We start from the raw sequence: 22,693 nt of genomic DNA, 5'->3' as shown, positions 1-22,693 counted from the left end.
GGCGCACCGGCCACCCGATGCTGTCAGTTGCTGGCCACCACTTCGGCTCCGACGACGCTGTCGCCGGTCTTGAGGCCGATGGGCAGGCTGTCGATATATGCGTTGGGGGCAGTGCCATCATAGGTGACGCCGTCGATGAACTCGGCGGTCGGGTCGCGATAGCCCTGGGTGTCCCAGGGAATATCGGCCTCGTCGATCAGGCCGTCTTCGACCAGGAGGCGGGCCGCTTCAAGGTAGAGATCGGGTTTGTAGACCGAACGGGCGATCTCGTCATACCAGCTGTCGGGCTGGTCTTCGGCGATCTGGCCCCAGCGGCGCATCTGGGTCAGGTACCAGACGGCATCGGAATAATAGGGATAGGTGGCGAAGTAGCGGTAGAAGACGTTGAAGTCGGGAACGTCTCGCACATCGCCCGCCTCATACTCGAAGGTGCCGGTCATCGAAGCGGCGATGACTTCGGCGTCGGCCCCCACATATTCGGACCGCGACAGGATTTCGACCGCCTCGGGGCGGTTGGCATTGTTGTCTTCGTCCAGCCACTTGGCGGCGCGGATCAGCGCCTTGGTGATGGCAATGGTGGTGTTGGGATTGGCTTCGGCAAACTCGGCGGTGATGCCGAACACCTTCTCAGGATTGTTCTTCCAGATGTCGTAGTCGGTGATAACCGGCACGCCGATCTTCTTGAACACAGCGGCCTGGTTCCAGGGTTCGCCAACCGCATAGCCGTCAATGGTGCCCGCTTCGAGCGTCGAGGGCATTTGCGGCGGCGGGGTCACCGAAAGATAGGCGTCGGCGGCGATCTGCCCCGAAACGTCCTCGGGAGAATAGTAGCCAGGATTGATGCCGCCTGCGGCCAGCCAGTAGCGCAGCTCGTAATTGTGAGTGGAGACAGGGAAAACCATGCCCAGGTTGAAGGGGCGGCCCTCGGCATCAAATTCTTCGATCACCGGCTTGAGCGCGGCAGCCGAAATCGGATGCACCGGCTTGCCATCGGCATCCATTTCCAGGTGTGGCTTCATCAGCTCCCAGACGGCGTTGGAAACGGTGATGCCATTGCCATTGAGGTCCATGGAGAACGGGGTGACGATATGCGCCTTGGTGCCATAGCCGATGGTGGCGGCCAGCGGTTGCCCGGCCAGCATGTGGGCCCCGTCGAGCGAACCGGTGATGACGCCATCGAGCAGCACCTTCCAGTTGGCCTGCGGCTCCAGGGTGACGAACAGGCCTTCGTCTTCGAAATAGCCAAGCTCATAGGCCACGGCGAGCGGCGCCATATCGGTGAGCTTGATGAAGCCGAATTTCAGCTCATCCTTCTCCACGTCGAGCATGGCGGCCGAGCTGGCGGTGCTCGCCAGAAGGCCGAGCGTGAGACCGGCGAGCAGCGGCATGAGGTGGTGGCGTGGCGGCGTGGGGCTGTTAGGCGCAGTCATCATCGTCTCCGTTTTGTGTCCACAAACCGGCGTCGGGCAGGGTGCTTCAAAATGCAAAAACCGCCAACCGATCCGCACGCCGATCAGAGATCGGGCGCTTGTCAGTTGGCGGCTTTGCCATGAAGCGCCCTGCATCGGACGCCGATATCCATGAGCCGTCTTGGGAGGAGCTCATTCGGCATTCACATTGCACGAAGCGTGCCAAGTCGATGCGGGGCGTATTTCCCGTTACGTGACAGGTGTTTGAATTTTCCGGTCTACCGGGCGGGTCCAGGGTGTTGCCTGACACGGCAGCACATGGGTGCCAGTAATGGCAATAATTTAGGCACCAATTACTGGTGCCTAATCTGCGCTCATTTGTGCGGCGATGTAGGAATCAAGGTCTGCCGGGTCAAAAACCGCGCCGTCAAAGAACTGGTTCGGGCCCAGCTCGAGGGCGCCATTGTAAGCTGCAATAGCATGGGCCTTCGCCTGGTCGCCTTCGCGACGATAGTCTTCGGCCGGCACCGGAACGTCCATTGATGCCATGGCGGCGCGATAGAGGTCCGGGCGGAAGGTGGCGGCGGCTAATTCGGCGTTGGCGGGGCCGGCGGCGATCTCGCCCCAGCGCACCATCTGGCTGTAGTACCAGAGGGCGTGGCTCTTCCAGGGGAAGTTGGCAGCCCCATCGTGGGGGATGAAGAAATCCGGGATCGAAACCTGCTGCACGCCGCCGTGGATTTGCCCGGTAAGCGCGCGCGAGACGATTTCGACCGGTTGATTGAGATAGGCCGGAGCAGCCATGATCCGGGCAGCCTCAAGCCGGTTCTCGGGCTTCTGGCACCACAGCGCGGCCCTGTAGGTGGCGCGGATGACCGATGCGACGACTTCGGGATTGCGCTCCGCCCAGTCGGCGCGCATGCCGATGGCCTTGTCCGGGCTCCATTGCCAGATCGACGATTTGGTGGTGGCGATGCGAGCGCCGTGTTTGGTGACGCCGACGCTGTTCCAGGGTTCGCCGACGCAATAGCCATCAAGGCTGCCGGCGCCCAGCGCCTCGGGCAAAAGGGGCGGGGGGAGAACCACGATTTCGACGTCACGATCCGGCACAATGCCACTGGCGGCCAGCCAGTAACGCAGCTCGTAATTATGCGAGGACGTCTGGTGCACGACGCCAAAGCGCAGCTTGCGGGGGCCGGTTCGCACAACCTGCGCCAAAGCCTTGCCGGCCGGGCCGGCCAGCAAATCGCCGGGTGCACCGGCATCGGCCATGGCAGACCAGAGATCGGCGCTGACGGTGATGGCATTGTTTCCGAGGCCCGTCATGACCGGGGTGATCATCGGGTTGGCAATGGGGGTGAGGCCCAGATTGGCGGCAATCGGCATGGGCGCCAGCACCAGCGCAATGTCGAAATGTCCCAGCGCCGTACGGTCCCGGATGTTGGCCCATGAGGACTCGCGGGTCAGGCCGAGGGAAAAGCCCTCTTCCTCGGCAAAGCCCATTTCATGGGCGAGCACCAGCAGAACGCTGTCGAGCAAGGGCAGAAAACCGGCGGTGAGGTGGGGACGGGACATGGCGATTTCCTACGGCCCAAGCAGATTGGCGGCGGTAATGAGGCTTTGTGCGATGTCGACCAGGCGACGGTTCTGGTTCATTGCGGTCTTGCGCAACAGCGCATAGGCCTCAGGTTCGTCCAGGCCCTTGGTCTTCATGATGATGCCCTTGGCCTGATCGATGATCTTGCGCTCTTCAAGCGCACTGCGGGCTTCTTCGAGTTCGCGGGTGAGGCGGGAAAAGGCATTGAAGCGCGAAATCGCCATATCGAGGATCGGCTTGACGCGTTCCTTTTTGAGGCCGTCGACCACATAGGCGGAAACACCCGCCTCGACGGCCTTTTCGATCATGGCGCCGTCCGAGCGATCAACGAACATGGCAATGGGTCGCTGGATGGCGCGACTCAATGAAAAGAAGTGCTCAAGCGTATCGCGCTTGGGATTTTCGAGGTCGATGAAGACGACGTCCGGGGTGGTCAACGCGATGGTTCGGCCAACTTCGTTGACGTCATGAATGACAGCGACACGATCATAGCCTGCCTCACGCAGCCCCTCCTCGATGATCGAGGCGCGGATGCGGTTTTCGTCGATGATCAAAATGGACAGGTCGGGTCTTTGCATCGAGGGCACTTATGCTTGTGCCCAGAAAAAGCACAAGTGCCCAAAATGCACATTTCCGATGCAAAATTGTTGGCGAGATCTCTAGGCCGCAGCGGAGATCGGGGCTACTTCACCTCGTTCCGCCAGCTGAACTGCGGAGAATAGCCCAACATGCGCTTGGCTTTGTCGATGGACAGCAATGTGCCGTTGGTCGAGATATTGCCCTTCTGTTCGACGCCCGGAAAAACCTCGGCGAGCAAGGAAATATTGGAGCGCGACATCACCGAATCCGCATTGGCGATGATGAAGGCCTCAAAGCCCTTGAAGTCCGCCTGAATGGCCCGGCGCACCGCCTGCGCACCGTCGCGCGCGTCGATATAGGCCCAAAGGTTCCATTTGCGCTTGTTGGGGTCGGCGTCGAAGCTCGGGAAAGCCTTGTAGTCCTCGGGGTACATGACATTGGAAAAGCGCAGGCCGACGATACGCAGGTCCGGGTCCCAGCGGCAGAACTGGGCGGCCATGGTTTCATCGAGCAGCTTGCCCAGCGAATAGGCGCTTTCCGGGCGTGGGAAATATTCCTCATCGACCGGCGCATAGGGTGGTGGTGTGTCGAACGGCAGGCCCAGCACAGTCTCGCTGGAGGCAAAGACCACATTCTTGATGCCAGCCAGACGGCAGGCCTCGAACACATTGTAGCTCGAGGTGACATTGTTGGAGAGCGTGCGCGCATTGGCAGCCAGCCCCGGCGCGGGAATAGCGGCCAGATGCACCACCGCATCGAAGGGGCCGGGTCGTTCATCAACGCCACCCAGGACCGCCCCCAGGACTTCGCCGAAATTGCTCAGGTCAATCCGAACGCTCGGGCAGATGGGTTCGCTGAGCGCCTGTTGGTCGATGTTGAGGACCTCGTAGCCATGCTCCACCAGGTCGCGCAGCACCGCCCGCCCGAGTTTGCCGCTGCCGCCCGTCACCAGAACCTTGGCCATGTGATCCTCCTGTTTTTCAACGCGAAATCGCTGCGCTGTTCGCCTCAGCCTAGTGCGAAATGTCCGCCCTGCCAACCGCGGTTTGGCATGGTTTTCGCGCGTTAACGATTGATGAACGCGAGCCTCAGCGCCGGTTCAAGCCGGCCGGCGCATAACACGCCTCGAGATTGATGCACCGGCATCATCAAGCGACGGCCCCCCGGCCGCCTAACCAACTTGAGGAGACCCGAAATGATCAAGCTATCCACTCTCGCCCTGTTGGGCATTGCTACGGCGGCCTCCGTGCTGCCATGCTCTACGTCCATCAGCGGGACATGAACTGACCGCCGCCAGTGCCCGGCACCAAGCTGAACGCAATCTGAACCCGCCCATCAGGGTGGGTTCAAGCCGGGGCGATTAAAACCAAAGCAACAGATCAATCCGTCCAGGGGGACACTCAAATGAACAAGGCCCAGGAAAAAGTTCTCGTCGCAACGCTGTGCGGCCTCATCGTCACCGCTGCCGCCGGCTTTGCCGTGCAGCCAGCCATGGCCGCGGGATATCAAGTGGATACGCTGGCCCAGGTTACCGGCATTGCCCATTGGGATCAGCTCAATGTCCGCAAATGGCCCGCCAGCTACTCCCAGCAGGTCGGCGCCTTCGAGCCCGGCGTCCACGTTTGGGTGGAGCGCTGCATCGAAGTGGAAAACAGCTCGGACTGGTGCCTGTTTGATCGTGGAAATACCAAGGGCTGGGTTAACTCCCGCTTCCTGACCGCCGTTTACGACTGGGACATCTGAGACCTGTCGTTTTTGCCTGAGTACTGCGTACCTCCTTCCCATGCATGTTGACTTTCTCCGGTGCTCTTGCTGTTCGTGGTAGACAGCAAAGCCCGGAGTTTTTTTCGCATGGACGCCAACCCCATTCTCGCTGAAGCCGTGCGTGGCAACTGGGTGGAAAACCGCCACCGCGGGGCCTTCATTATTGTCGATGCCGATGGCGGGGTTATCGCCTCGGGTGGCGACGTGGCGCGTCCCATTTTTCCGCGCTCGGCGATCAAGTCGATGCAGGCGCTGGCGATTTTTGACCGGCACGCGGTCGATCGGTTTCATCACAGTGCCGAGGAGCTGGCGCTGGCCTGTGCCTCCCATCACGGTGAGGATGAACATGTTGGCAGTGTTGCCCATTTCCTCGAACGCATGGGCCTGTCGGTCGCCGATCTGGAATGCGGCGCCCATATGCCGACCAATGGCAAGGCACGTGCGGCGCTGCGGGCGGCTGGCACGGCCCCGAGCGCCCTGCACAACAATTGCTCTGGCAAGCATTCGGGCATGTTGAGCGTGGCCCTGGCCATGGGTGTGCCGACTCAGGGCTATGTCGAGCGCGAGCACGACGTGCAAAAGGCCGTGCGGGCTGCGGTGGAATATGTGATCGGCGAGGACCTGACAGAAGATCGCTGCGGCACGGACGGCTGCTCGATCCCCACCTGGGCGGCGCCTTTGCGCGCCTGGGCGCTGGGCTTTGCACGCATGGCCACAGGCAAGGGCCTGGATGCCGGACACGCTGCCGGAGCGCAGAAACTGTTCGACGCCGCGACCAGTCACCCGCATCTGGTGGCGGGGACGGGGCATCTCGACACTTTGGTGATGCAAGCCTTCAAAGGGCGTCTCATGCAGAAGGGCGGGGCCGAAGGGGTGCAATGCGGCGCCATCCGTGACAAGGGCTGGGGCTACGCCCTCAAATGCGACGACGGCAACATGGCCGCCAGCCACGCAATGGTGGCGGGACTACTGCTCAAATATGCAGAACCGGACGCGGCCCAGCAGGAAGTGCTGGAACAATTCGCCCACCAGCCAACCAGGAATGTGCGGGGAGCAATCGTGGGCGAGATGCGGGCGGTCGCTTTTTAGAGCGCGAAGATCGCCTGGCTGCTGCAATTGCGGATGCGGTCGACCCGCGTCCCGTCCCAATGGAAGTCGTAGTGGTCAGCCTGAACCGGGGCCGGCATGAGGTCGGGCCAGAACAGCCCCGCGCAGTCTCCGCCGGGGCAACGCACGCTGGAATAAACGACGCCATTGCTGCCCGCACTACGAAGCTGCCGGGCCAGCGCCTGTGGTGGCGCATAGTCATCGGGGCGATGGCAATCCCGCAGGGGTCGCGCATCATGCAGGTTGATATCGAGACTGGTGACCAGCATGCGAAATTGTGACGTCCAGCCCGGTGGCTCGCTGGAGGCACGCATGACCCGTGCATGATGGTGGGCAACCTCGCGGATCGACACTTCCTCGCGGTCGCCCAGGCTGAAGACGCCGTAGCTGCCATCAGTGAAACGGCCTGGGCGATCATGGCTGACATGAACGAAGGGGGCCATGAGAAGGCTGGCGCCGGGCCCGCTAACACGACGATCCGGCGGAATGAGGTCAAGTCGCCCGAGATGTTCCCAGACTCGCGGATTGGTCTTGGATTCCGCCGAGGCGAGAGCTTCCCAATCGCTGGGATCGGCAATGTCCTCAAAAAGATCGATGGGCGGATAGATGGAGCGGATGAGCCGGTACGCCTTAGGCCAGACGATACGGGCCAGCCCCGGCAATTCGCGCATCAGCCGCCCCGCTCGGCGTCGAGCCATGAGCGCACGCGGGCGAGGGAAAAGATGTCGCCTGCCGCCATGATATCGACCGGCGTTTGACCGGCAAAGATCGCATTGGGCTTCTTCACCCAGGCGTAGCCACGCTCAGCGTCGGAAAACAGGTATCGCAGCCCCTTGTGGATGCCCATGAGCAGCGAGAGCCGCGTCGCCAGATCGCGATCAATGCGGCCCACTTCGCCCGCTTTCCAGCGGGCATAAGTACGGGCGGCAAGGCCGCCGAGAATATCGCGGGCCTGATTGTCCGACACCTGCCAGTGTTCGAACAGGCGAAGCACGGCCCGCACCATGGCATGGGCCTCGGCATCGGTGATGCGGGCCAGTTCCGGCGCCGATTGTGTGCGCGGGACTTCTACCAGCATGGCAATTCTCCTTTTGGCATAAAATAATGCAAGAAATGCCAAATGGCAAGCAGGCGGAGCGGGCGCTATACGCGGCGGAAGGGGCAGTCCAAATGTTTGAGTGTATTCCCACAAGACCTGCGGGAAATGCTGGTTTTAAAGGCAAATCCTGATCGAGGCGATATGTACATCGCCCACTCTGCTTGTTCCTTGCGCCGACGCACGGCTATAAAGGGCCAGATTTTTTGGCGATAGGTGATGCGGCATGCTCGTGGACGGCAAGATTTTTTTGGGCGTGAGCGACCGACCAGAATATCTCAACCTCAAATATGCCAATCGCCATGGTTTGATTACCGGGGCAACCGGGACCGGCAAGACCGTAAGCCTGCAGGTGCTGGCCGAGGGCTTTTCGGCGGCCGGGGTGCCGGTATTCGCCGCTGACATCAAAGGCGACCTGTCGGGCGTTTCCCGGCTGGGACAGGCGCAGGGGTGGCAGACCAAGCGGGCCGAGGACATCGGCTTTACCGATTTCATCGACGACGTCTATCCGGTGATTTTCTGGGACCTCTTCGGCACGCAGGGGCATCCGGTCCGGGCCACCATTTCTGAAATGGGGCCGGTGCTGTTGAGTCGTATTCTCGATCTCAATGACACCCAGGAAGGCGTGCTCAACATTGCCTTCAAGGTGGCCGACGAAGAAGGACTGCTGCTGCTCGACCTCAAGGACCTGCGGGCATTGCTGGTCGAAATCCAGGAGCGCGCCAAGGAGATTTCGGCCCGCTATGGCAATGTTACGACGGCGTCCATTGGCGCCATCCAGCGCACGCTGCTGGTGTTGGAGCAGCAGGGTGCCGATAATTTCTTCGGGGAGAGGGCGCTCTCCATCGCCGACCTGATGCGCACCGATGCCGATGGGCGTGGCGTTGTCTCGATCCTTGCCGCCGATCAGCTGATGCAGGCGCCGCGGCTCTATGCGACTTTCCTGCTCTGGCTGCTCTCTGAGCTGTTCGAGGAATTGCCCGAGGTGGGAGATCCAGACAAGCCCAAACTCGTATTCTTCTTTGATGAGGCACACCTGCTGTTCGACGATGCGCCCAAGGCGCTGATCGACAAGGTGGAGCAGGTGGTCAAGCTGATCCGCTCCAAGGGCGTGGGCGTCTATTTCGTGACCCAGAACCCGGTAGACATTCCTGAAAGCGTGCTCGCCCAGCTCGCTAACCGGGTGCAGCATGCGCTGCGTGCCTATACGCCGCGCGAGCAAAAGGCCGTGCGCGTTGCCGCCGAGACCTTCCGGCCCAATCCGGCATTCTCGACCGAGGATGCGATCACCCAGCTCGGCATCGGCGAGGCGCTGGTGTCGGTGCTGGAGGACAAGGGCGTGCCCTCCATGGTCGGGCGCACGTTCATTCGTCCGCCTTCCGCGCAGGTGGGGCCGATCTCGCCGGCGGAGCGCGATGCGAGCCTCGCCAATTCGCCGGTCTCAGGGCTTTACGATGTGGTGCTGGACCGTGAGTCCGCCTTTGAGGTGCTGCACAAGCGCGCCCGCGAAAAGCAGCTTGCGGACCAGCGGGCGAACTATGAGGAACAGCGGCGCGAAGAGGCCGAGCAATTGGCCAAGGAGCGAGCTCGTGCCGAAAAGGCGGCAGCGCCACGGCGCAGCACGCGGCAATCGCCAACGGAAGCCGCAATGAGTTCATTTGCCCGGACGGTGGCCAATAGGCTGGGGCGTGAGCTGGTGCGCGGTATCCTGGGTGGCCTGAAGGGGCGTCGCTGATATGGCCAGTTCCATGCAAGCGGGAATAGCCGTCGCCATTTTCGCCTCGGACAAAGGGCCGGGCGACCCCGAACGCGCCAGCCTGATGGGCGAAGTCGGGCGGGTCTTTGCCCGCAAGGGCGCGCGCATGCTGTGCCTGGCCGAGCAGGGGATCATCCCGGTTCCATTGATTACGGCGGCGCGCACCGCCGGGGGCGTGGTGGAGGTGGTGGCCGACGCCAGCATCGTGCTGCCGCAAGCCCTCAAGGACGTGCCGATCACCATATTGCCAGACCAGGCCGAACGGCTGGCCTACTTGGCCAATGCCAGCGTCGCCTTTGTGGCGCTGCCCGGCTCGCTGGCCTCCGTGTCATCGCTGTTCGGCGCCTGGGCGTCGGGCAATACACGACCTGTGGTCATGCTCAACCGGCATCGTGCTTTTGAAGTCGTAAGGGGTTTCGCTGCTGATGTACTGTCGGCGTCAGTGGCCAATCACGACCGCAACATCCAGTTTGCCGACACGGTCGAAGACCTGTGGAGCAAGGTTGCGTGGGTGAGCGAGCAGCGGCGCTAGCGGCTAGACGAGCGGTCCCAGGTCGGGACCTGCCGCGCGGCGGTCAGGGAACAAAGGCACCACATTGTCGGAATAGCGGCGGCCCTGATGCGGTTCAGGGTTGCGGGACTTGATCCGGTCGCGGCGTTCGGGGCCGCGATAACCAAGGCCCAATGCGCCGATAACGCTGCGATTGAGCAGGCGGGCCTGGACCCTTTGCAACAGATGACGCGGGGACATCGGCTTGACGACCACCTCGTCAATGCCGGCGCTGATCGCCTGCTGTCGCATCGGCGGGGTGATGGCGCGGGTCAGTGCAATGACCGGCAGTTCGCGCGAGACAAATGTGGGGTCGAGGCGGATGGCCTCGACCATTTCGTAAGCCGGGCGGCCTTCGCGGTCGAAATCCACCACCAGCATGTCGAGCGGCGCGATGCGCATATAGGCGAAGAGTTCGGCTTCGGTATCAAAAGGGCGAACACGCAGGCGCGAGTCGCCAGCCAGAACCATGGTCAAAACGGCGCTGAGGGCCGGATTCGCGGCCAGTATGGCGATGGTCTTGCCAGGTGTGGACACGGGTCCCCCTTCTTATCGTTAAAGCTTCGTTAACACGCCTCAACGGGGGAATGAAGAGCGTGGTTCCGGTTCTCAAGAGAGATCGAAAAGACAGTAAATTGGCCAAGGGGTGTGACGGGCCAGTCTGGCTGCGGCACACCGCCGGTTGCGCGAAATGTGCGCGCCTGATTGATTGCCGACGAAACGACCTGACGTGAGCCGGACCTTGCGACCCCTTTATCTGATCCTTGGCTTTGCCGCGGTGGCGCTGGGCGTCATCGGCGCCTTTCTGCCGCTGTTGCCGACGACGCCCCTGCTGATTCTTGCCGCAGGGTTGTTTGCCCGCTCGTCTCCGCGACTGGAGGCGTGGCTGGTCGAGCATCCAAGGTTTGGGCCGGTTCTCAGGGCGTGGCGGGAGAATGGCGCGATACCACGACGGGCCAAAGTGCTGGCCTGCGTCGGCATTGCCATCGGGGTCGTCTTCTTCTGGATCGGTGCGCGGCCGGGATACTGGCTATGGCTGGCAGGTGCGGCGCTTCTTGGCGGTAGCGCCGGCTATATCCTGTCGCGCCCGAGCAGCGCCAAGGCGGAATAAAAAACGGCGGGATTGCTCCCGCCGCTGATCATGCGAAGCGACGCTGAAAATCAGGCGGTGGCTTCTTCGAACATCTTTTCCACGTGTTCCCAGTTCACCAGGTTATCGAACCAGGCTTCGAGATATTTCGGACGGGCATTGCGGTAGTCGATGTAATAGGAGTGCTCCCAGACGTCGACGCCCAGGATCGGCTTGCCGCCATGGACCAGCGGCGATTCGCCATTGGCGGTCTTGGAGACTTCGAGCTTGCCGTCCTTGACCGAAATCCACGCCCAGCCGGAGCCGAACTGTGTGGTGCCGGCGGCGATGAAATCAGCGCGCAGCTTGTCGTAGCCGCCGAGATCGGAATCAACGGCTGCCTGCAGCTTGCCCGGCAGCTTGTTGCCGCCGCCATTGGGCTTCATCCAGTTCCAGAAGTGAACGTGGTTGTAGTGCTGGCCGGCATTGTTGAAGAGGCCAGCGTTCTTGCCAAAGCTTTCCTTGACGATGTCTTCAAGCGGCAGAATCTCGAGGCCCGAACCTTCCAGCAGCTTTTCGCCATTGGTCACATAGGCCTGGTGATGCTTGTCATGATGAAACTCAAGCGTTTCAGCGGACATGTAGGGACCAAGCGCATCATAGGCGTAGGGCAGGGGCGGCAGAGTGAATTTCGTGGTCATGGTAGCCTCCGTTTCTGGAATAGTTTGACGCGTCGTCAAAACCGGAACTGGTGAGAAGGTATAGGCAGATTGGCTTGGCGCAACAATGACGCCGGAGAAACTAACCGTCCAATCCTGCTGACTTTATTGCAAAGGCATAGCACTGGGCAGTTTCCTTGAGGCGATCAAAGCGACCGGACGCCCCGCCGTGACCAGCACCCATATTGGTCTTGAGGTACAATGGCGCGTCGCCGCTCTTGGTTGCCCGAAGCTTTGCCACCCACTTGGCCGGTTCCCAATAGGTGACGCGCGGATCGGTCAGGCCGGCCAGCGCGAAGATCGGCGGGTAGGCCTGTGCCGTCACCGCCTCATAGGGCGCGTAAGCGGCGATGCGGTTGTAGTCATCCAGCGAGGTGATGGGATTGCCCCATTCGGGCCATTCCGGCGGGGTGAGCGGCAGCGTGTCGTCGAGCATGGTGTTGAGCACGTCGACAAAGGGCACCTGCGCGATGACACCGCCCCAGAGATCGGGCTGCAGATTGGCGATGGCGCCCATCAGCATGCCACCGGCCGAACCACCATGGGCGACAATCCGGCCTTTGGTTGTGTAGCCCTGGGCGATCAGCATCTCGGCCGCAGCGATAAAATCGGTGAAGGTGTTGGCTTTATGCTCGCGGCGGCCCTGCTTGTACCAGCGATAGCCCTTTTCCATGCCACCCCGAATATGGGCAATGGCATAGACAAAGCCGCGGTCAACCAGCGAGAGCACGGAGACCGAAAAGGCGGCGGGCATCGACATGCCATAGGCGCCATAGCCGTAAAGTAGGGTGGGGTTGGACCCGTCAAGCTGTGTGCCCTTGCGATAAAGCAGGGTCACCGGCACCTGCTCACCATCGGCGGCGGTGGCAAAGAGGCGACGGGTTTCGTAGTCGGCGGGGTCGTGACCCGAAGGGACTTCCTGGGTCTTGAGCAGGGTGCGCGCGCCGGTTTCGAGGTCCATGTCGAACAACTGCTGCGGTGTCGTCGGAGAAGAATAGCTGAGCCGGAATACGGAGGTATCGAATTCGTAGCCGGTGGACATGCCCAGCGAATAAGCCTCCTCAGCAAAATTGACGGTCTCTTCCTTGCCGGTGCGCAGGTCGCGGGCAACGATGCGCGGCAGGCCGTCTTCGCGTTCCAGGCGCAACATGTGGTTCTTGAGCAGCGACACATCGAGGATCAACACGCCGTCGCGATGCGGGACAAGATCGACCCAATTAGCAGCGTCGGGCGCGTCAGCCGCAACGGTGACGATCTTGTAGTCCTCGGCGCCATCGGCATTGGTGCGGATATAGAGGACACCGTCGCGCTCATCGATCTCGTATTCGCGGTCGGTAACGCGAGGGGCAACGAGGCGCGGTTCGCCGCCCATTTCTGCATCAATCAGCCAGACTTCGCTGGTCTGATGGTCATGGGCGTCGATGATGATGAACTTGTCCGAGAGCGTCTTGCCGACGCCAACGAAGAAGCCGGGGTCTTTTTCCTCGTAGATGATCGGATCGGCGGACTGGTCGGTGCCCAGATCGTGACGGCGAATGCGGTAGGGCCGGTGGTTGTCGTCGTATTCGGTGTAATAGAGAGCGGCGCTGTCATTGGACCAGACATAGGAGCCAGCGGTGTCCTTGATGACCTCGGCGCTATCCTTGCCGGTTTCGAGATCGCGCAGCACGATGTCGTAATATTCCGAGCCCGCGCGGTCGGCGGCCCAGGCGAGTGTTTTGTGCGATGGGTCATGGCTGGCGCCAGCAAAGCCAAAATAGCCGTCCCCGGCTTCGATATTACAATCGAGCAGCACCGTCTCGGCGCCACCATTGCGGGGCGTGCGCACGATCTGGGGGTATTGTTTGCCCTCGAGCATGCGGGTGTTGTAGGCCCAGGCGCCGTCCGGGGAAGGGACCCCGGAATCGTCTTCCTTGATGCGGCCTCGGATCTCCCTGTAGATCGCGTCCTGCAGGTCGGCAGTCGGCTGGCCGAACTCGGCTTCGTAATAGTCGTTCTCGGCCTCGAGATAGGCGCGGATTTCCGCGTCGAGCGTCTCTGGCTTCTGCATCACCTCCTGCCAATTGTCAGCGCGCAGCCACGCGTAGGGATCGTCGCGGGTGACGTTGTGATGCCTCTGGCTGTGAGGAATACGCTTGGCGTTGGGCGGGATAGCCTTGGACATGATCTCTCCGCAATGGCGGCCAGTTGGACCGCGAGAATGTGCTGGCAGAGGACATAGGCCGCCCGACGCGGCATTGCCAGCCCCGGAAATGGTTGAAAACGCATGGCACTATGGTCGCACCCGGTCCGATTCCGCTTGTCCCGGGGTCCCCAATCGCTAAGGTCGCAAGCCTTATCCTAACTGAATCGCCAGAGAGCGAGAGAGGAGTGGCAGCATTGGGGCCGTCCCTTGATGCAAGCATAGGGCTTGTTGCCGTTGCGCCCTTCGTGGCTGCTATTCTGGCGCCGTTCATCCATCGTTTTGCCGGCGCCTATGCTGGGTGGATATTGGCCATCGTTCCCGCGAGCATCTTCGTGTTCCTGCTCAGCTTTGCCGAGACGGTGGTGCATGGCCATTCCGTTGCCAGCTCCATGGAATGGATACCGGCCTATGGCATCAACCTGTCGTTCTTCATCGATGGCCTAAGCCTGATTTTCGCGCTGACCATTTCCGGCATCGGCACGCTGATCATTCTCTATTCCGGCGCCTATCTGGCCGGACACCCCCATCAGGGGCGATTCCTGGGCTTCATGCTCGCGTTCATGGGCGCCATGCTGGGCCTGGTCCTGGCCGACAGCCTCCTCTCGCTATTCCTGTTCTGGGAGCTGACCTCGGTCACCTCCTTCCTGTTGATCGGCTTCGACCATTCCCGCCAGGCCGCGCGGCGCGGGGCCATCCAGGCTCTGGTGATCACCAATATCGGCGGCATGTTCCTGCTGGCGGGCGCCATATTGGTGCATCAGATTGCTGGCGTTTGGGAAATGAGCGCCGTGCGCGACATGGGCGAAGTGCTGCGGGGCAGCGGCCTTTACCTGGTGGTGCTGATCTGTTTCCTGGGTGCAGCCTTCACCAAGTCGGCGCAGTTTCCGCTGCATTTCTGGCTGCCCAATGCCATGGAAGCGCCGACGCCGGTGTCGGCATTCCTGCATTCGGCTACCATGGTTCAAGCTGGCGTCTACCTTCTTGCCCGCATGACGCCGTCGCTCGGCGGCACTGGCGTTTGGACCAATGTATTGGTCAGCTTTGGTGCTGTGACGCTGATCTGGGGGGCGCTGGGGGCGCTCAAGGAGACGGACCTCAAGCAAATCCTGGCACAGACCACAATTGCCTCGCTGGGCCTGCTGGTGCTGCTGATCGGACTCGGGAGCACCTATGCCATTGCCGGCATGGTGGTCTATTTCGTGGCGCATGCTTTCTACAAGGCGGGCCTGTTCATGGTCGCGGGCGCCGTGGATCACGAAGCCGGAACGCGCGAAATTACCGATCTGGGTGGCCTCGCCGACAAGATGCCGGTCACCTTCATCGGTGCGGCACTGGCGGCGCTTTCGATGGTCGGCCTGCCGATGACGGTTGGCTATTTTGCCAAGGAAGAAATGTATCTGGGCCTGATGAGCGGGCAATGGACGGCGCTGCTGGTGCTGGCCGTGCTGGTTGTGGGCAATGCCATGCTGGCCGGGGTCGCGCTGCTGGTGATGATCCGCCCCTTTCTCGGGGAAGCCGTGCCGACGCCCAAGAAGCCGCATGAGGCGCCAATCGCCATGCTGGCCGGTCCAGTCATACTGGGCGCTGCGGGCATTGTGGCCGGTATCCTGCCGGACTGGCTCGGCCATGACGTGCTGGTGCCCGGAAGCTCGGCCATTCTGGCACAGGCGTTGGAAAGCCACTTGACGCTGGCGCTCGACGTCACCTCGCCGCTGCTCTGGCTCTCCGCACTCACCTGGGGGCTAGGCGTGCTGGTTTACCGCCAGGCGGACGCTATCCGAACGCTGCTGCGCCGCTTCGACAATGCCATCGGCTGGACGGCCGACACTGTTTTCGATGCGGTGATGTTCGGGCTGATCCGGTTTGCCGGTGCCGTCACACGTTTCCTGCATCACGGACAGTTGGAATTCTATCTGGTCGTAGTGTTCGGAGCGATGGCGGTGGCGATGTTCGGGCCGATGCTGGCCTGGGGTGGCCTCGACTGGATCGTGCCGACGGCAGAACTCGGTGACTGGAGTCAACGGCTCGTGCCACCGGACCTGGAAATCTATGAATGGGGCATCCTGGGCCTGGCTGTGCTGGGCCTGATTGCGGTTCTTGTCGCCCCATCGCGACTGATTGCGATCCTCTCGCTTGGCGTGCAAGGCACTGCGGTGGCGCTGATTTTCCTGCTGTTCGGCGCGCCGGACCTGGCCTTCACCCAACTCATGGTTGAAATCCTGTCCGTCGTGATCCTGACCTTCGTGATGACGCGGCTGCGGCTCGACCAGCGCGACCACCGGCCCTTTGAGGACTGGTCGCGCGATGGCGCCTTGGCGGCGGTCTGCGGCCTCGGCGTAAGCCTGTTGCTCATGCTGGTGCTGAACGGCACGCTCGACACGCGGCTGTCGGATTTCTTCACCGCCACCAGCGTGCCGATTGCCCATGGGCACAATATCGTCAACGTCATCCTCGTCGACTATCGCGGCTTTGACACGCTGGGCGAGATTGCCGTGGTGATGGGCGCGGGCATGGCGATTCTGGCGCTGCTGCGGCGTCAGAAGAAGGTGGTCGGACCCTTGCCTGAACCGGCCAAGCCCAAACGGGTACGCAAGCCCAGGAAGGCCGCATCATGAATACGGTCATCTTTCGCACCCTGGCGCCGCTGATCGTGGCCACCATGCTGGTGTTCTCGGTCTATGTGATGTTGCGCGGACACAATGAGCCGGGCGGCGGCTTTATCGGCGGGCTGATTGCTGCTGCGTCCATCGCCGTCTTCGGTATGGCAGTGGGCGTGCGGGCCGTGCGCCGGGCCCTCCATTTCGATCCCATGGCGATTGCCGGGTTCGGAGTGGTGCTGGCGGCCTTTTCTGGCCTGCTGAGCCTGTTCACCGGCTCGCCCTTCATGACCAGCATCTGGCTCTATGTGCCGTTCGGCGGCAGCGAGATCCCACTTTCGACCCCACTTTTCTTCGATCTCGGGGTCTATTTCGTGGTGTTCGGCACGCTGTCGGCCATTGCCCTCTCGCTCGAGAGCGATCGTGAGGAGGATCTCTAGATGGACTATGTACTGGCGGCTCTTGTGGGCCTGTTCATCACCATCGGCACCTATCTGTTGCTGTCGCGCTCGGTGATCCGCATGCTCATCGGCATGACCATTTTCGGCAATGGCGTGAACCTTCTCATCTTTACGGCCGGCCGCGTCACCCAGGAGATCGCCGCCATCGTGCCACCGGGACTGGATGTGCCCGAGGGGCCAATCGCCAATCCTTTGCCACAGGCGCTGATCCTCACCGCCATCGTTATCGGCTTCTCGATGTTCGCGTTTCTGCTGGTCCTGGCCTTCCGGGCCTATCAGAGCCTCGACGCCGACAATACCGACACCATGCGGTTGGCCGAGCCCGAGCGCTCGCCCACCCCACCGCTGAGCTATTGACCCCATGGCCACTTCTTCCCCCACCACCGACCTGCCAATCGGCATGCTCGACACCGTGACGGCCGCTGCTGACTGGGTGATCGTGCTGCCCGTGGCGCTGGCCCTGATGGGATCTGCCGGCCTGCTGATGTTCCGGCGCAGCAATGGCACGCCGCTGATCGGTGCGCTGATCGTGGTTTGCGGCATCATTGCCTGCGAGGTCGCACTATTGCTCCAGGTGCTAGCCAACGGTCCGGTGAGCATGACCATGGGCAAATGGCTGCCGCCATTCGGCATCAGCCTGACGGCCGACGCCTTTGGCGCCACCTTCGCGCTGGCCGCCGCCATCGTGACCCTGATCGTGCTGCTTTACGCCGAACTCGACCGGGCAGAAGCCGACGGACGCGACGCGTTCCATTCCATGGTGCTGCTATTGCTGGCGGGCGTGACCGGCGCCTTCCTGACTGGCGATCTGTTCAACCTCTATGTGTGGTTCGAAGTGATGCTGATCGCCTCCTTCGGGCTGATCGTGCAAGGCAACCGGCCGATGCAGCTCGATGGTGCGATCAAATACGGGTTCCTCAATTTCCTCGCGACGACGTTTTTCCTGCTGGCGCTGGGTCTGCTCTATGGACTGCTGGGCACGCTCAACATGTCCGACATCATGCGCGTTGCTCCAGCGGCCAACCCGGCGGCCATGGCTGGTGTTGCTGCACTGCTGATGCTGGCGTTCGGAATGAAGGCGGCCGCTTTCCCGGTGAATGCCTGGCTGCCGGCCTCCTATCATACGCCCACCGCGGCTGTGTCGGCGCTGTTCGCAGGTCTGCTCACCAAGGTGGGGGCCTATGCCATGCTGCGGGCGCTCGTGGCGGTGCTGCCGGCCAGCCGGGAATTGCTCGAACCGGCACTCGGGCTTCTGGCTATCGCCACGCTGGTGATTGCGCCCCTGGGGGCCATCGCCGAAACCAACCTGCGCCGCGCCATCGGCTTTGTGGTCATTGGTGGCATTGGTGCTGTGATGGCGGGCCTGGCCATCCCTTCGCTCAACGGCATTGCCGGCTCAGGTCTTTATATTTTTCACGCCATCCTGACCATGACCGCGCTCTATATGGTGGCCGGTCTGGTGGAAAAGCGTACGGGGGCCGCCGACACGCGGCAGATGGGCGGGCTTTATGCAGCAAGCGCTCCCATTTCTATCCTCTTTCTGGTGCTGGTATTGGCGGCCGCTGGCGTGCCGCCTTTCCTTGGCTTCTGGCCAAAACTGCTGTTGCTCGAAGCCGGGCTTGCCGAGGGCGTTACGGGCGCTGCGCCAACCTGGCTGGGCACGGCCATGGTCTTTGCGCTGATGATCAACGCGGTGCTGACCCTGATCGCGGGGAGCAGGCTCTGGGCCCATGTCTTCTGGCGCTCCGGCCCTGAAGGCGAGGGCGCCGAACATGCTTCCACAAGCCTTGTGGCTCTCGACGGACGCGGACGGCTGGCCTTTGGCGCAACCGCTGTTCTGGTCGTCGGGATTGTCACAATTGGTCTCTGGCCCGGTCCGCTGATGGACGGGATCCGTGCCGGAGCCGCCGACATTGCCGACCCGGCGCGCTATGTGGCGGCAACGGGCCTAGCGGGAGACGCCCAGTGAGCACAGCTTTCCTTGTCGTCATTCTGGCTCTGATCTGGGCTGGCATCTCGGGAAATTTCTCCGGCCTCAACCTGGTGTTTGGCGGGCTGATTGGTGGTGTCGCGGTGCTCGTGCTGCGCGAGGCGCTCGTTGGGCCGCGAGCGTTCCGTCGCGCCCGGCGTATGTTGTCACTGGCCGTACTGTTTCTCTACGAACTGATGGTCAGCGCTGTGCGGGTAGCCATTGTGGTGGTGCGGCCAGATATGTCCAATGCGGTGCGCCCGGCCATTGTCGCGGTGCCGCTGACGGTGACGTCCGATGCTGAGATCACCCTTCTGGCCAATATGATCACGCTGACGCCCGGCACGCTTAGCGTCGACGTGTCGGCCGACAAGTCAGTGCTTTATGTGCACGCGCTGCACATGGTCGATCGGGATGCCATGATTGCCGACATTGCCAATGGCTTTGAGAAAAAAATCAGGGAGGCGTTTGAATGACCCCCGAGATATTCATCGAATGGGCCGCGCTCATCTCGCTGGTCTTGCTCGGACTGGCGCTTTTGGTGTCGCTGGTCCGCATCGTCATCGGTCCAACCTTGTCCGACCGAATTCTGGCGCTTGATCTGCTGACGGTCGTGGCCATGGGGTTCGTGGGCGCAATTGCTGTGCGGACGGGCCTGTGGCTCTTCCTCGACATCGCTATCGCTCTGGCCCTGCTGGGCTTCCTCGCGACGGTTGCCTTGGCGCGGTACATTTTGCTGCGCGGCGCCGGAACCCAGACTGCGGCAGGGGAGAACTCATAATGCTGGTCGGACTGGAGCTCTATATTGGCGGTGTGCTGCTGCTCCTGGGCGCAGCTTTTACTCTGCTTGCAGCCATCGGCGTGGTCCGCCTGCCTGATCTCTATACAAGGATGCATGCAGCATCCAAGGCCGGTGCTGTCGGCGGCGGGTTGATTCTCATCGCTGTTGCGGTCCTCAGTCAGGACGCATCTGTATCCATGCGAGCTGTTATTGGCGTGGTTTTCCTGTTGCTGACGACACCTGTTTCTGCTCACCTTCTGGCCAGAGCGAGTTATTTGTCCGGCTATAAGCCGTGCAGTCAAACTTTGATTGATGAACTCGCTTCAAACAACGAACAAAATCCCGCCACATAAACCGTCCCTAAGTTACATGATAAGACACGGTGTCGGGGTTGCGTAGACTAATGAACGGACCTAATAGATCAAAAAGGCCGCAACTGCCCTTGTTGCGACCCAATAAAAAACGGAAGGTTGAAATATGAACGACGATACCGGCGCGTTCGCAACTACAGATGCTGACCTCATCGAGCTCAGCACAGAGATTGTCTCCGCCTATGTCAGCCACAATGCTGTCAGCCCCGGCGACCTGCCCAAACTGATTGCCGAAGTACATGGCGCGCTGCGCGCCCTTCAGACCAATGAGACCCCGGCCCCGGTCGAGGAACTCAAACCGGCAGTGCCGATCCGCAAGTCAGTGGCGAACGACTACATCATCTGTCTGGAAGACGGTAAGAAGTTCAAGTCGCTCAAGCGTCACCTGCGCACGCATTACAATCTTTCGCCCGAGGAATACCGCGAGAAGTGGGGCCTGCCGGCCGACTATCCGATGGTTGCCCCGAGCTATTCGGCAACGCGCTCCAAGCTTGCCAAGGACAATGGTCTCGGTCGCAAGGCCGATTGATACGCCCCTTAGCGTAAGCACTATGCTGTCACAATGGCCGCCCTCGGGCGGCCATTTTCGTTTTGAATGCCCCTCCAACACAGAAAAGACGCCAGCACTTATCCCCGGGTGGCTAGCTTTCGGTCAAAGATAGGAACATTATCCTATTTACGACGGAGCGAACCATGTACAGCGAGCCTCAGACAGATTTTCGAGCGGCCTTTCAGCTTCCCGTCACGCCATCCACGGGCCCGACGGATCAGGTGGTACGTCTGATTTCACGGCACAAAAACATTCCTGCGCCAATGATTCTCAGTGCTTCCCGGTGCCGGGTGAATGTTGCGCGGGCGCGGCAACTGGCGATGTATTTGGCCCATGTAATCCTCGGAGAAAGCCTGACCGCCATTGGTCATGCCTTTGGAAGAGATAGGACAACAGTCTCCTATGCCTGCGCGCTGATTGAGGATCTGCGCGATGACCCGGCCTTTGACGCCGCCGTCACGGATCTGGAACTGGAACTTCAGAACGAGGCCTTACAGTGAGCGGAGAGGCAGCTTTGGTGCCCGATGCGATTGCCCGGCTGGCTGGCGGCAATCCTTCAGAGGCGTTTTTGGCGCCACACCACCTGGAGGCCGCGTCGCGAGTGACGCGCCTGTTCGAGCGGGCGCATCTGCGTCAGCGTGTAACGATGAGCTACGATCCGGCGCGGATCGGACGGAGTAGGGGCGGCGCTCAGGGCGATCTTTCCGACACCTCCGTGGACGCGCGCAAGAAGCTGTCGGCCGTTGCCAAGGCGATGTCGCCCGATTGCTGGGGCGTGCTGAGCGATGTCTGCCTATTTGACAAGGGCCTGCAGGTCATCGAGGTCGAAAGATGCTGGCCACGGCGTAGCGCCAAGCTGGTGCTGCGGATCGGGTTGGATCAGGTCGCCAGCCAGATGGGGCTGGGGGAACTGGCCGTCGGGCAGGGCGGGGCAGCGTCGCGTAGCTGGTTGCCGGAACGATTGCCGATGTTCTAGGACATGGCGGCATCTACGATGTCCGCGCTCGTCATGAAGAAGAGAGAGGCAATACCGAAACGAGATTTGCCATTGGTTTGGACGTGATTCTGAAGCCCTAGCCGAGGGCTGCCTTTGCTTCATTGCGGATGCGATTGACCATGGCTACCAATCCATTGGAGCGCTGCGTGGTCAGATGTTCGCGAAGGCCCAGTTCATCGAATATGGCGATGGCGTCGGTCTGGGCGATCTCGCCGGCCGTCCGATCCGAATAGAGTGCCAGCAGTACGGCAACCAGACCCTGAACGATCATCGCGTCGCTTTCCCCGCGATAGCGCAGCCCCGGCGCGCCATCGACCGAATGTGGCTCGGCAACCAGCCACACTTGCGACATGCAGCCATTGACCTTGTTGGCGGCATTGCGTTCCGCCTCGTGAAGCTTTGGCAAGGCCTGGCCCAGCTCGATGAGATAGCGATACCGGTCCTCCCAATCATCAAGATAGGAGAGGTTTTCCGCGATGTCCTGAAAGGGCTGAGGATGGGTCATGCGCCCTATCTAGGGGATGGTGCTGGTCTTTGCCAGAGCCGAGCTGGTGTAAAAAGAAAAGCCGCAGACACGGGGCAACGTATCTGCGGCAGGGGCCAGGGGCCTATGGAGTAGCGTCGCTTGGGGAAGTGACACGACCCCTGGAGTTTTGTCGGTGGCGCCGGTCACCACTGGAGCGGCATCGTCGTTAGATATGTCGCCCCGAATTTCTTGTTGCATCGCTGCCGCGGTTTCCGCGCGATGCCCTATCCCGCGTGGTCCGGTCGAGGCCTGGGGAGAGGAACCAGAAGTTGCGCTGGCTCAGCAAGCTTGGGGACGCCGACGTGTGGGGTGGATTGAAGGGCAGCGGTGACAAGCACCTTGCCGCCCAGACACTGAATCTCGCTACACTCGATGGACTGGATCTGCGCGGCAACGAACTGGCTGCCGCGCGCCATTGCCTCTCGCGAGAGGCTGGCAGCGGTTTCGCCCACATCCACGTCCATCCCGGGTCGGATGACCAGGAAGGCGAGGGTGAGCCAAAATGCAGAGCGCAGCAGAAACATTGTTCAAGGTCCATCGCGGCGGGACCATTTCCCGTCCGATGTCTTCACCTTAAAGGGCGCGAATTAAGCGCCGCTGGGACAAGTCG

The 22,693-nt window shown here is 61.6% G+C and carries 26 protein-coding genes; 15 read left to right on the top strand and 11 right to left on the bottom strand.

From position 1 onward, the window contains the following. Nucleotides 1–23 precede the first annotated feature (23 nt). The 4 genes from NIM87_RS12385 to NIM87_RS12370 form a co-directional block, all read right to left on the bottom strand. On the bottom strand, nt 24–1,388 hold the full coding sequence (locus NIM87_RS12385) for a CmpA/NrtA family ABC transporter substrate-binding protein (protein WP_254675174.1): 1,365 nt from the start codon (nt 1,386–1,388) through the stop codon (nt 24–26). A gap of 384 nt (nt 1,389–1,772) precedes the next feature. Then, complete coding sequence (locus NIM87_RS12380; RefSeq protein WP_254675000.1) at nt 1,773–2,984, bottom strand: CmpA/NrtA family ABC transporter substrate-binding protein; 1,212 nt, start codon at nt 2,982–2,984, stop codon at nt 1,773–1,775. Nucleotides 2,985–2,993: 9 nt separating this feature from the next. Then, on the bottom strand, nt 2,994–3,584 hold the full coding sequence (locus NIM87_RS12375) for an ANTAR domain-containing response regulator (protein ID WP_254674999.1): 591 nt from the start codon (nt 3,582–3,584) through the stop codon (nt 2,994–2,996). A 104-nt stretch (nt 3,585–3,688) separates the two neighbouring features. Beyond that, nucleotides 3,689–4,549: an NAD-dependent epimerase/dehydratase family protein gene (locus NIM87_RS12370; protein ID WP_254674998.1), complete on the bottom strand. Its 861-nt coding sequence runs from the start codon at nt 4,547–4,549 to the stop codon at nt 3,689–3,691. A 440-nt stretch (nt 4,550–4,989) separates the two neighbouring features. Between NIM87_RS12370 and NIM87_RS12365 the strand changes: the two genes are divergently transcribed. Together NIM87_RS12365 and NIM87_RS12360 are read left to right on the top strand one after the other, a co-directional pair. Next, entirely contained in the window at nt 4,990–5,328 is a 339-nt protein-coding gene (locus NIM87_RS12365; RefSeq protein WP_254674997.1) for an SH3 domain-containing protein, read from the top strand. 108 nt (nt 5,329–5,436) lie between these two features. Then, nucleotides 5,437–6,438 (top strand): asparaginase, encoded by a 1,002-nt coding sequence (locus tag NIM87_RS12360; RefSeq protein WP_254674996.1) that lies wholly within the window; start codon nt 5,437–5,439, stop codon nt 6,436–6,438. On the opposite strand, the gene NIM87_RS12355 is transcribed toward NIM87_RS12360, so the two are convergent. Both NIM87_RS12355 and NIM87_RS12350 read right to left on the bottom strand, forming a co-directional pair. Further along, entirely contained in the window at nt 6,435–7,127 is a 693-nt protein-coding gene (locus NIM87_RS12355; RefSeq protein WP_254674995.1) for an RES family NAD+ phosphorylase, read from the bottom strand. The two genes, NIM87_RS12360 and NIM87_RS12355, sit on opposite strands and share 4 nt — an antisense overlap. Beyond that, complete coding sequence (locus NIM87_RS12350) at nt 7,127–7,534, bottom strand: MbcA/ParS/Xre antitoxin family protein (protein ID WP_254674994.1); 408 nt, start codon at nt 7,532–7,534, stop codon at nt 7,127–7,129. Before NIM87_RS12350 ends, NIM87_RS12355 begins: the two co-directional genes overlap by 1 nt. 244 nt (nt 7,535–7,778) lie before the next feature. Here NIM87_RS12350 and NIM87_RS12345 point away from each other — a divergent pair, with 244 nt between their 5' ends. Together NIM87_RS12345 and NIM87_RS12340 are read left to right on the top strand one after the other, a co-directional pair. Next, nucleotides 7,779–9,287 (top strand): helicase HerA-like domain-containing protein, encoded by a 1,509-nt coding sequence (locus NIM87_RS12345; protein WP_254674993.1) that lies wholly within the window; start codon nt 7,779–7,781, stop codon nt 9,285–9,287. A gap of 1 nt (nt 9,288) precedes the next feature. Continuing rightward, nucleotides 9,289–9,840, top strand: a complete 552-nt coding sequence (locus NIM87_RS12340) for an LOG family protein (RefSeq protein WP_254674992.1) — start codon at nt 9,289–9,291, stop codon at nt 9,838–9,840. A 3-nt stretch (nt 9,841–9,843) separates the two neighbouring features. On the opposite strand, the gene NIM87_RS12335 is transcribed toward NIM87_RS12340, so the two are convergent. Beyond that, nucleotides 9,844–10,395, bottom strand: coding sequence for a response regulator (locus tag NIM87_RS12335; RefSeq protein WP_254674991.1), 552 nt, complete (start codon nt 10,393–10,395; stop codon nt 9,844–9,846). Between the two features lie 172 nt (nt 10,396–10,567). Between NIM87_RS12335 and NIM87_RS12330 the strand changes: the two genes are divergently transcribed. Further along, complete coding sequence (locus NIM87_RS12330) at nt 10,568–10,969, top strand: YbaN family protein (protein ID WP_408640069.1); 402 nt, start codon at nt 10,568–10,570, stop codon at nt 10,967–10,969. A 50-nt stretch (nt 10,970–11,019) separates the two neighbouring features. Here the strand turns inward: NIM87_RS12330 and NIM87_RS12325 are convergent, their stop codons facing one another. Both NIM87_RS12325 and NIM87_RS12320 read right to left on the bottom strand, forming a co-directional pair. After that, on the bottom strand, nt 11,020–11,628 hold the full coding sequence (locus tag NIM87_RS12325) for a superoxide dismutase (RefSeq protein WP_254674989.1): 609 nt from the start codon (nt 11,626–11,628) through the stop codon (nt 11,020–11,022). A 100-nt stretch (nt 11,629–11,728) separates the two neighbouring features. Next, nucleotides 11,729–13,810: a S9 family peptidase gene (locus NIM87_RS12320; protein WP_254674988.1), complete on the bottom strand. Its 2,082-nt coding sequence runs from the start codon at nt 13,808–13,810 to the stop codon at nt 11,729–11,731. A gap of 215 nt (nt 13,811–14,025) precedes the next feature. Between NIM87_RS12320 and NIM87_RS12315 the strand changes: the two genes are divergently transcribed. The 10 genes from NIM87_RS12315 (at nt 14,026) to NIM87_RS12270 (ending at nt 21,536) form a co-directional block, all read left to right on the top strand. Beyond that, complete coding sequence (locus NIM87_RS12315) at nt 14,026–16,446, top strand: putative monovalent cation/H+ antiporter subunit A (RefSeq protein ID WP_254674987.1); 2,421 nt, start codon at nt 14,026–14,028, stop codon at nt 16,444–16,446. Then, nucleotides 16,443–16,868 carry a Na(+)/H(+) antiporter subunit B gene (locus NIM87_RS12310; protein WP_254674986.1) on the top strand — a complete coding sequence of 142 codons (426 nt, stop codon included), beginning with the start codon at nt 16,443–16,445 and terminating at the stop codon, nt 16,866–16,868. The genes NIM87_RS12315 and NIM87_RS12310 overlap by 4 nt, the downstream gene beginning before the upstream one ends. Beyond that, nucleotides 16,869–17,246, top strand: a complete 378-nt coding sequence (locus NIM87_RS12305) for a Na+/H+ antiporter subunit C (RefSeq protein WP_254674985.1) — start codon at nt 16,869–16,871, stop codon at nt 17,244–17,246. It begins immediately after the preceding gene. A 4-nt stretch (nt 17,247–17,250) separates the two neighbouring features. Beyond that, nucleotides 17,251–18,858 carry a proton-conducting transporter transmembrane domain-containing protein gene (locus NIM87_RS12300; protein ID WP_254674984.1) on the top strand — a complete coding sequence of 536 codons (1,608 nt, stop codon included), beginning with the start codon at nt 17,251–17,253 and terminating at the stop codon, nt 18,856–18,858. Continuing rightward, on the top strand, nt 18,855–19,334 hold the full coding sequence (locus tag NIM87_RS12295) for a Na+/H+ antiporter subunit E (protein WP_254674983.1): 480 nt from the start codon (nt 18,855–18,857) through the stop codon (nt 19,332–19,334). The genes NIM87_RS12300 and NIM87_RS12295 overlap by 4 nt, the downstream gene beginning before the upstream one ends. Next, a complete protein-coding gene (locus NIM87_RS12290) occupies nt 19,331–19,639 on the top strand; it encodes a cation:proton antiporter (RefSeq protein WP_254674982.1) in 309 nt (102 codons plus the stop codon). Before NIM87_RS12295 ends, NIM87_RS12290 begins: the two co-directional genes overlap by 4 nt. Further along, nucleotides 19,639–19,992 (top strand): monovalent cation/H(+) antiporter subunit G, encoded by a 354-nt coding sequence (mnhG, locus tag NIM87_RS12285; RefSeq protein WP_254674981.1) that lies wholly within the window; start codon nt 19,639–19,641, stop codon nt 19,990–19,992. The genes NIM87_RS12290 and mnhG overlap by 1 nt, the downstream gene beginning before the upstream one ends. Nucleotides 19,993–20,116: 124 nt before the next feature. After that, nucleotides 20,117–20,539: a Ros/MucR family transcriptional regulator gene (locus NIM87_RS12280; protein WP_254674980.1), complete on the top strand. Its 423-nt coding sequence runs from the start codon at nt 20,117–20,119 to the stop codon at nt 20,537–20,539. Nucleotides 20,540–20,703: 164 nt separating this feature from the next. Further along, on the top strand, nt 20,704–21,060 hold the full coding sequence (locus NIM87_RS12275) for a helix-turn-helix domain-containing protein (protein WP_254674979.1): 357 nt from the start codon (nt 20,704–20,706) through the stop codon (nt 21,058–21,060). Further along, nucleotides 21,057–21,536 carry a DUF6456 domain-containing protein gene (locus NIM87_RS12270; protein ID WP_254674978.1) on the top strand — a complete coding sequence of 160 codons (480 nt, stop codon included), beginning with the start codon at nt 21,057–21,059 and terminating at the stop codon, nt 21,534–21,536. Before NIM87_RS12275 ends, NIM87_RS12270 begins: the two co-directional genes overlap by 4 nt. Before the next feature lie 97 nt (nt 21,537–21,633). On the opposite strand, the gene NIM87_RS12265 is transcribed toward NIM87_RS12270, so the two are convergent. Both NIM87_RS12265 and NIM87_RS12260 read right to left on the bottom strand, forming a co-directional pair. Continuing rightward, on the bottom strand, nt 21,634–22,062 hold the full coding sequence (locus NIM87_RS12265) for a SufE family protein (protein ID WP_254674977.1): 429 nt from the start codon (nt 22,060–22,062) through the stop codon (nt 21,634–21,636). A 245-nt stretch (nt 22,063–22,307) separates the two neighbouring features. Next, nucleotides 22,308–22,607: a hypothetical protein gene (locus tag NIM87_RS12260; RefSeq protein ID WP_254674976.1), complete on the bottom strand. Its 300-nt coding sequence runs from the start codon at nt 22,605–22,607 to the stop codon at nt 22,308–22,310. Nucleotides 22,608–22,693: the final 86 nt, after the last annotated feature.

Origin of the sequence: Devosia ureilytica, assembly GCF_024273195.1 — a bacterium.
Taxonomy (GTDB): domain Bacteria; phylum Pseudomonadota; class Alphaproteobacteria; order Rhizobiales; family Devosiaceae; genus Devosia; species Devosia ureilytica.
This window is presented reverse-complemented; position numbering and strand designations above follow the sequence as displayed.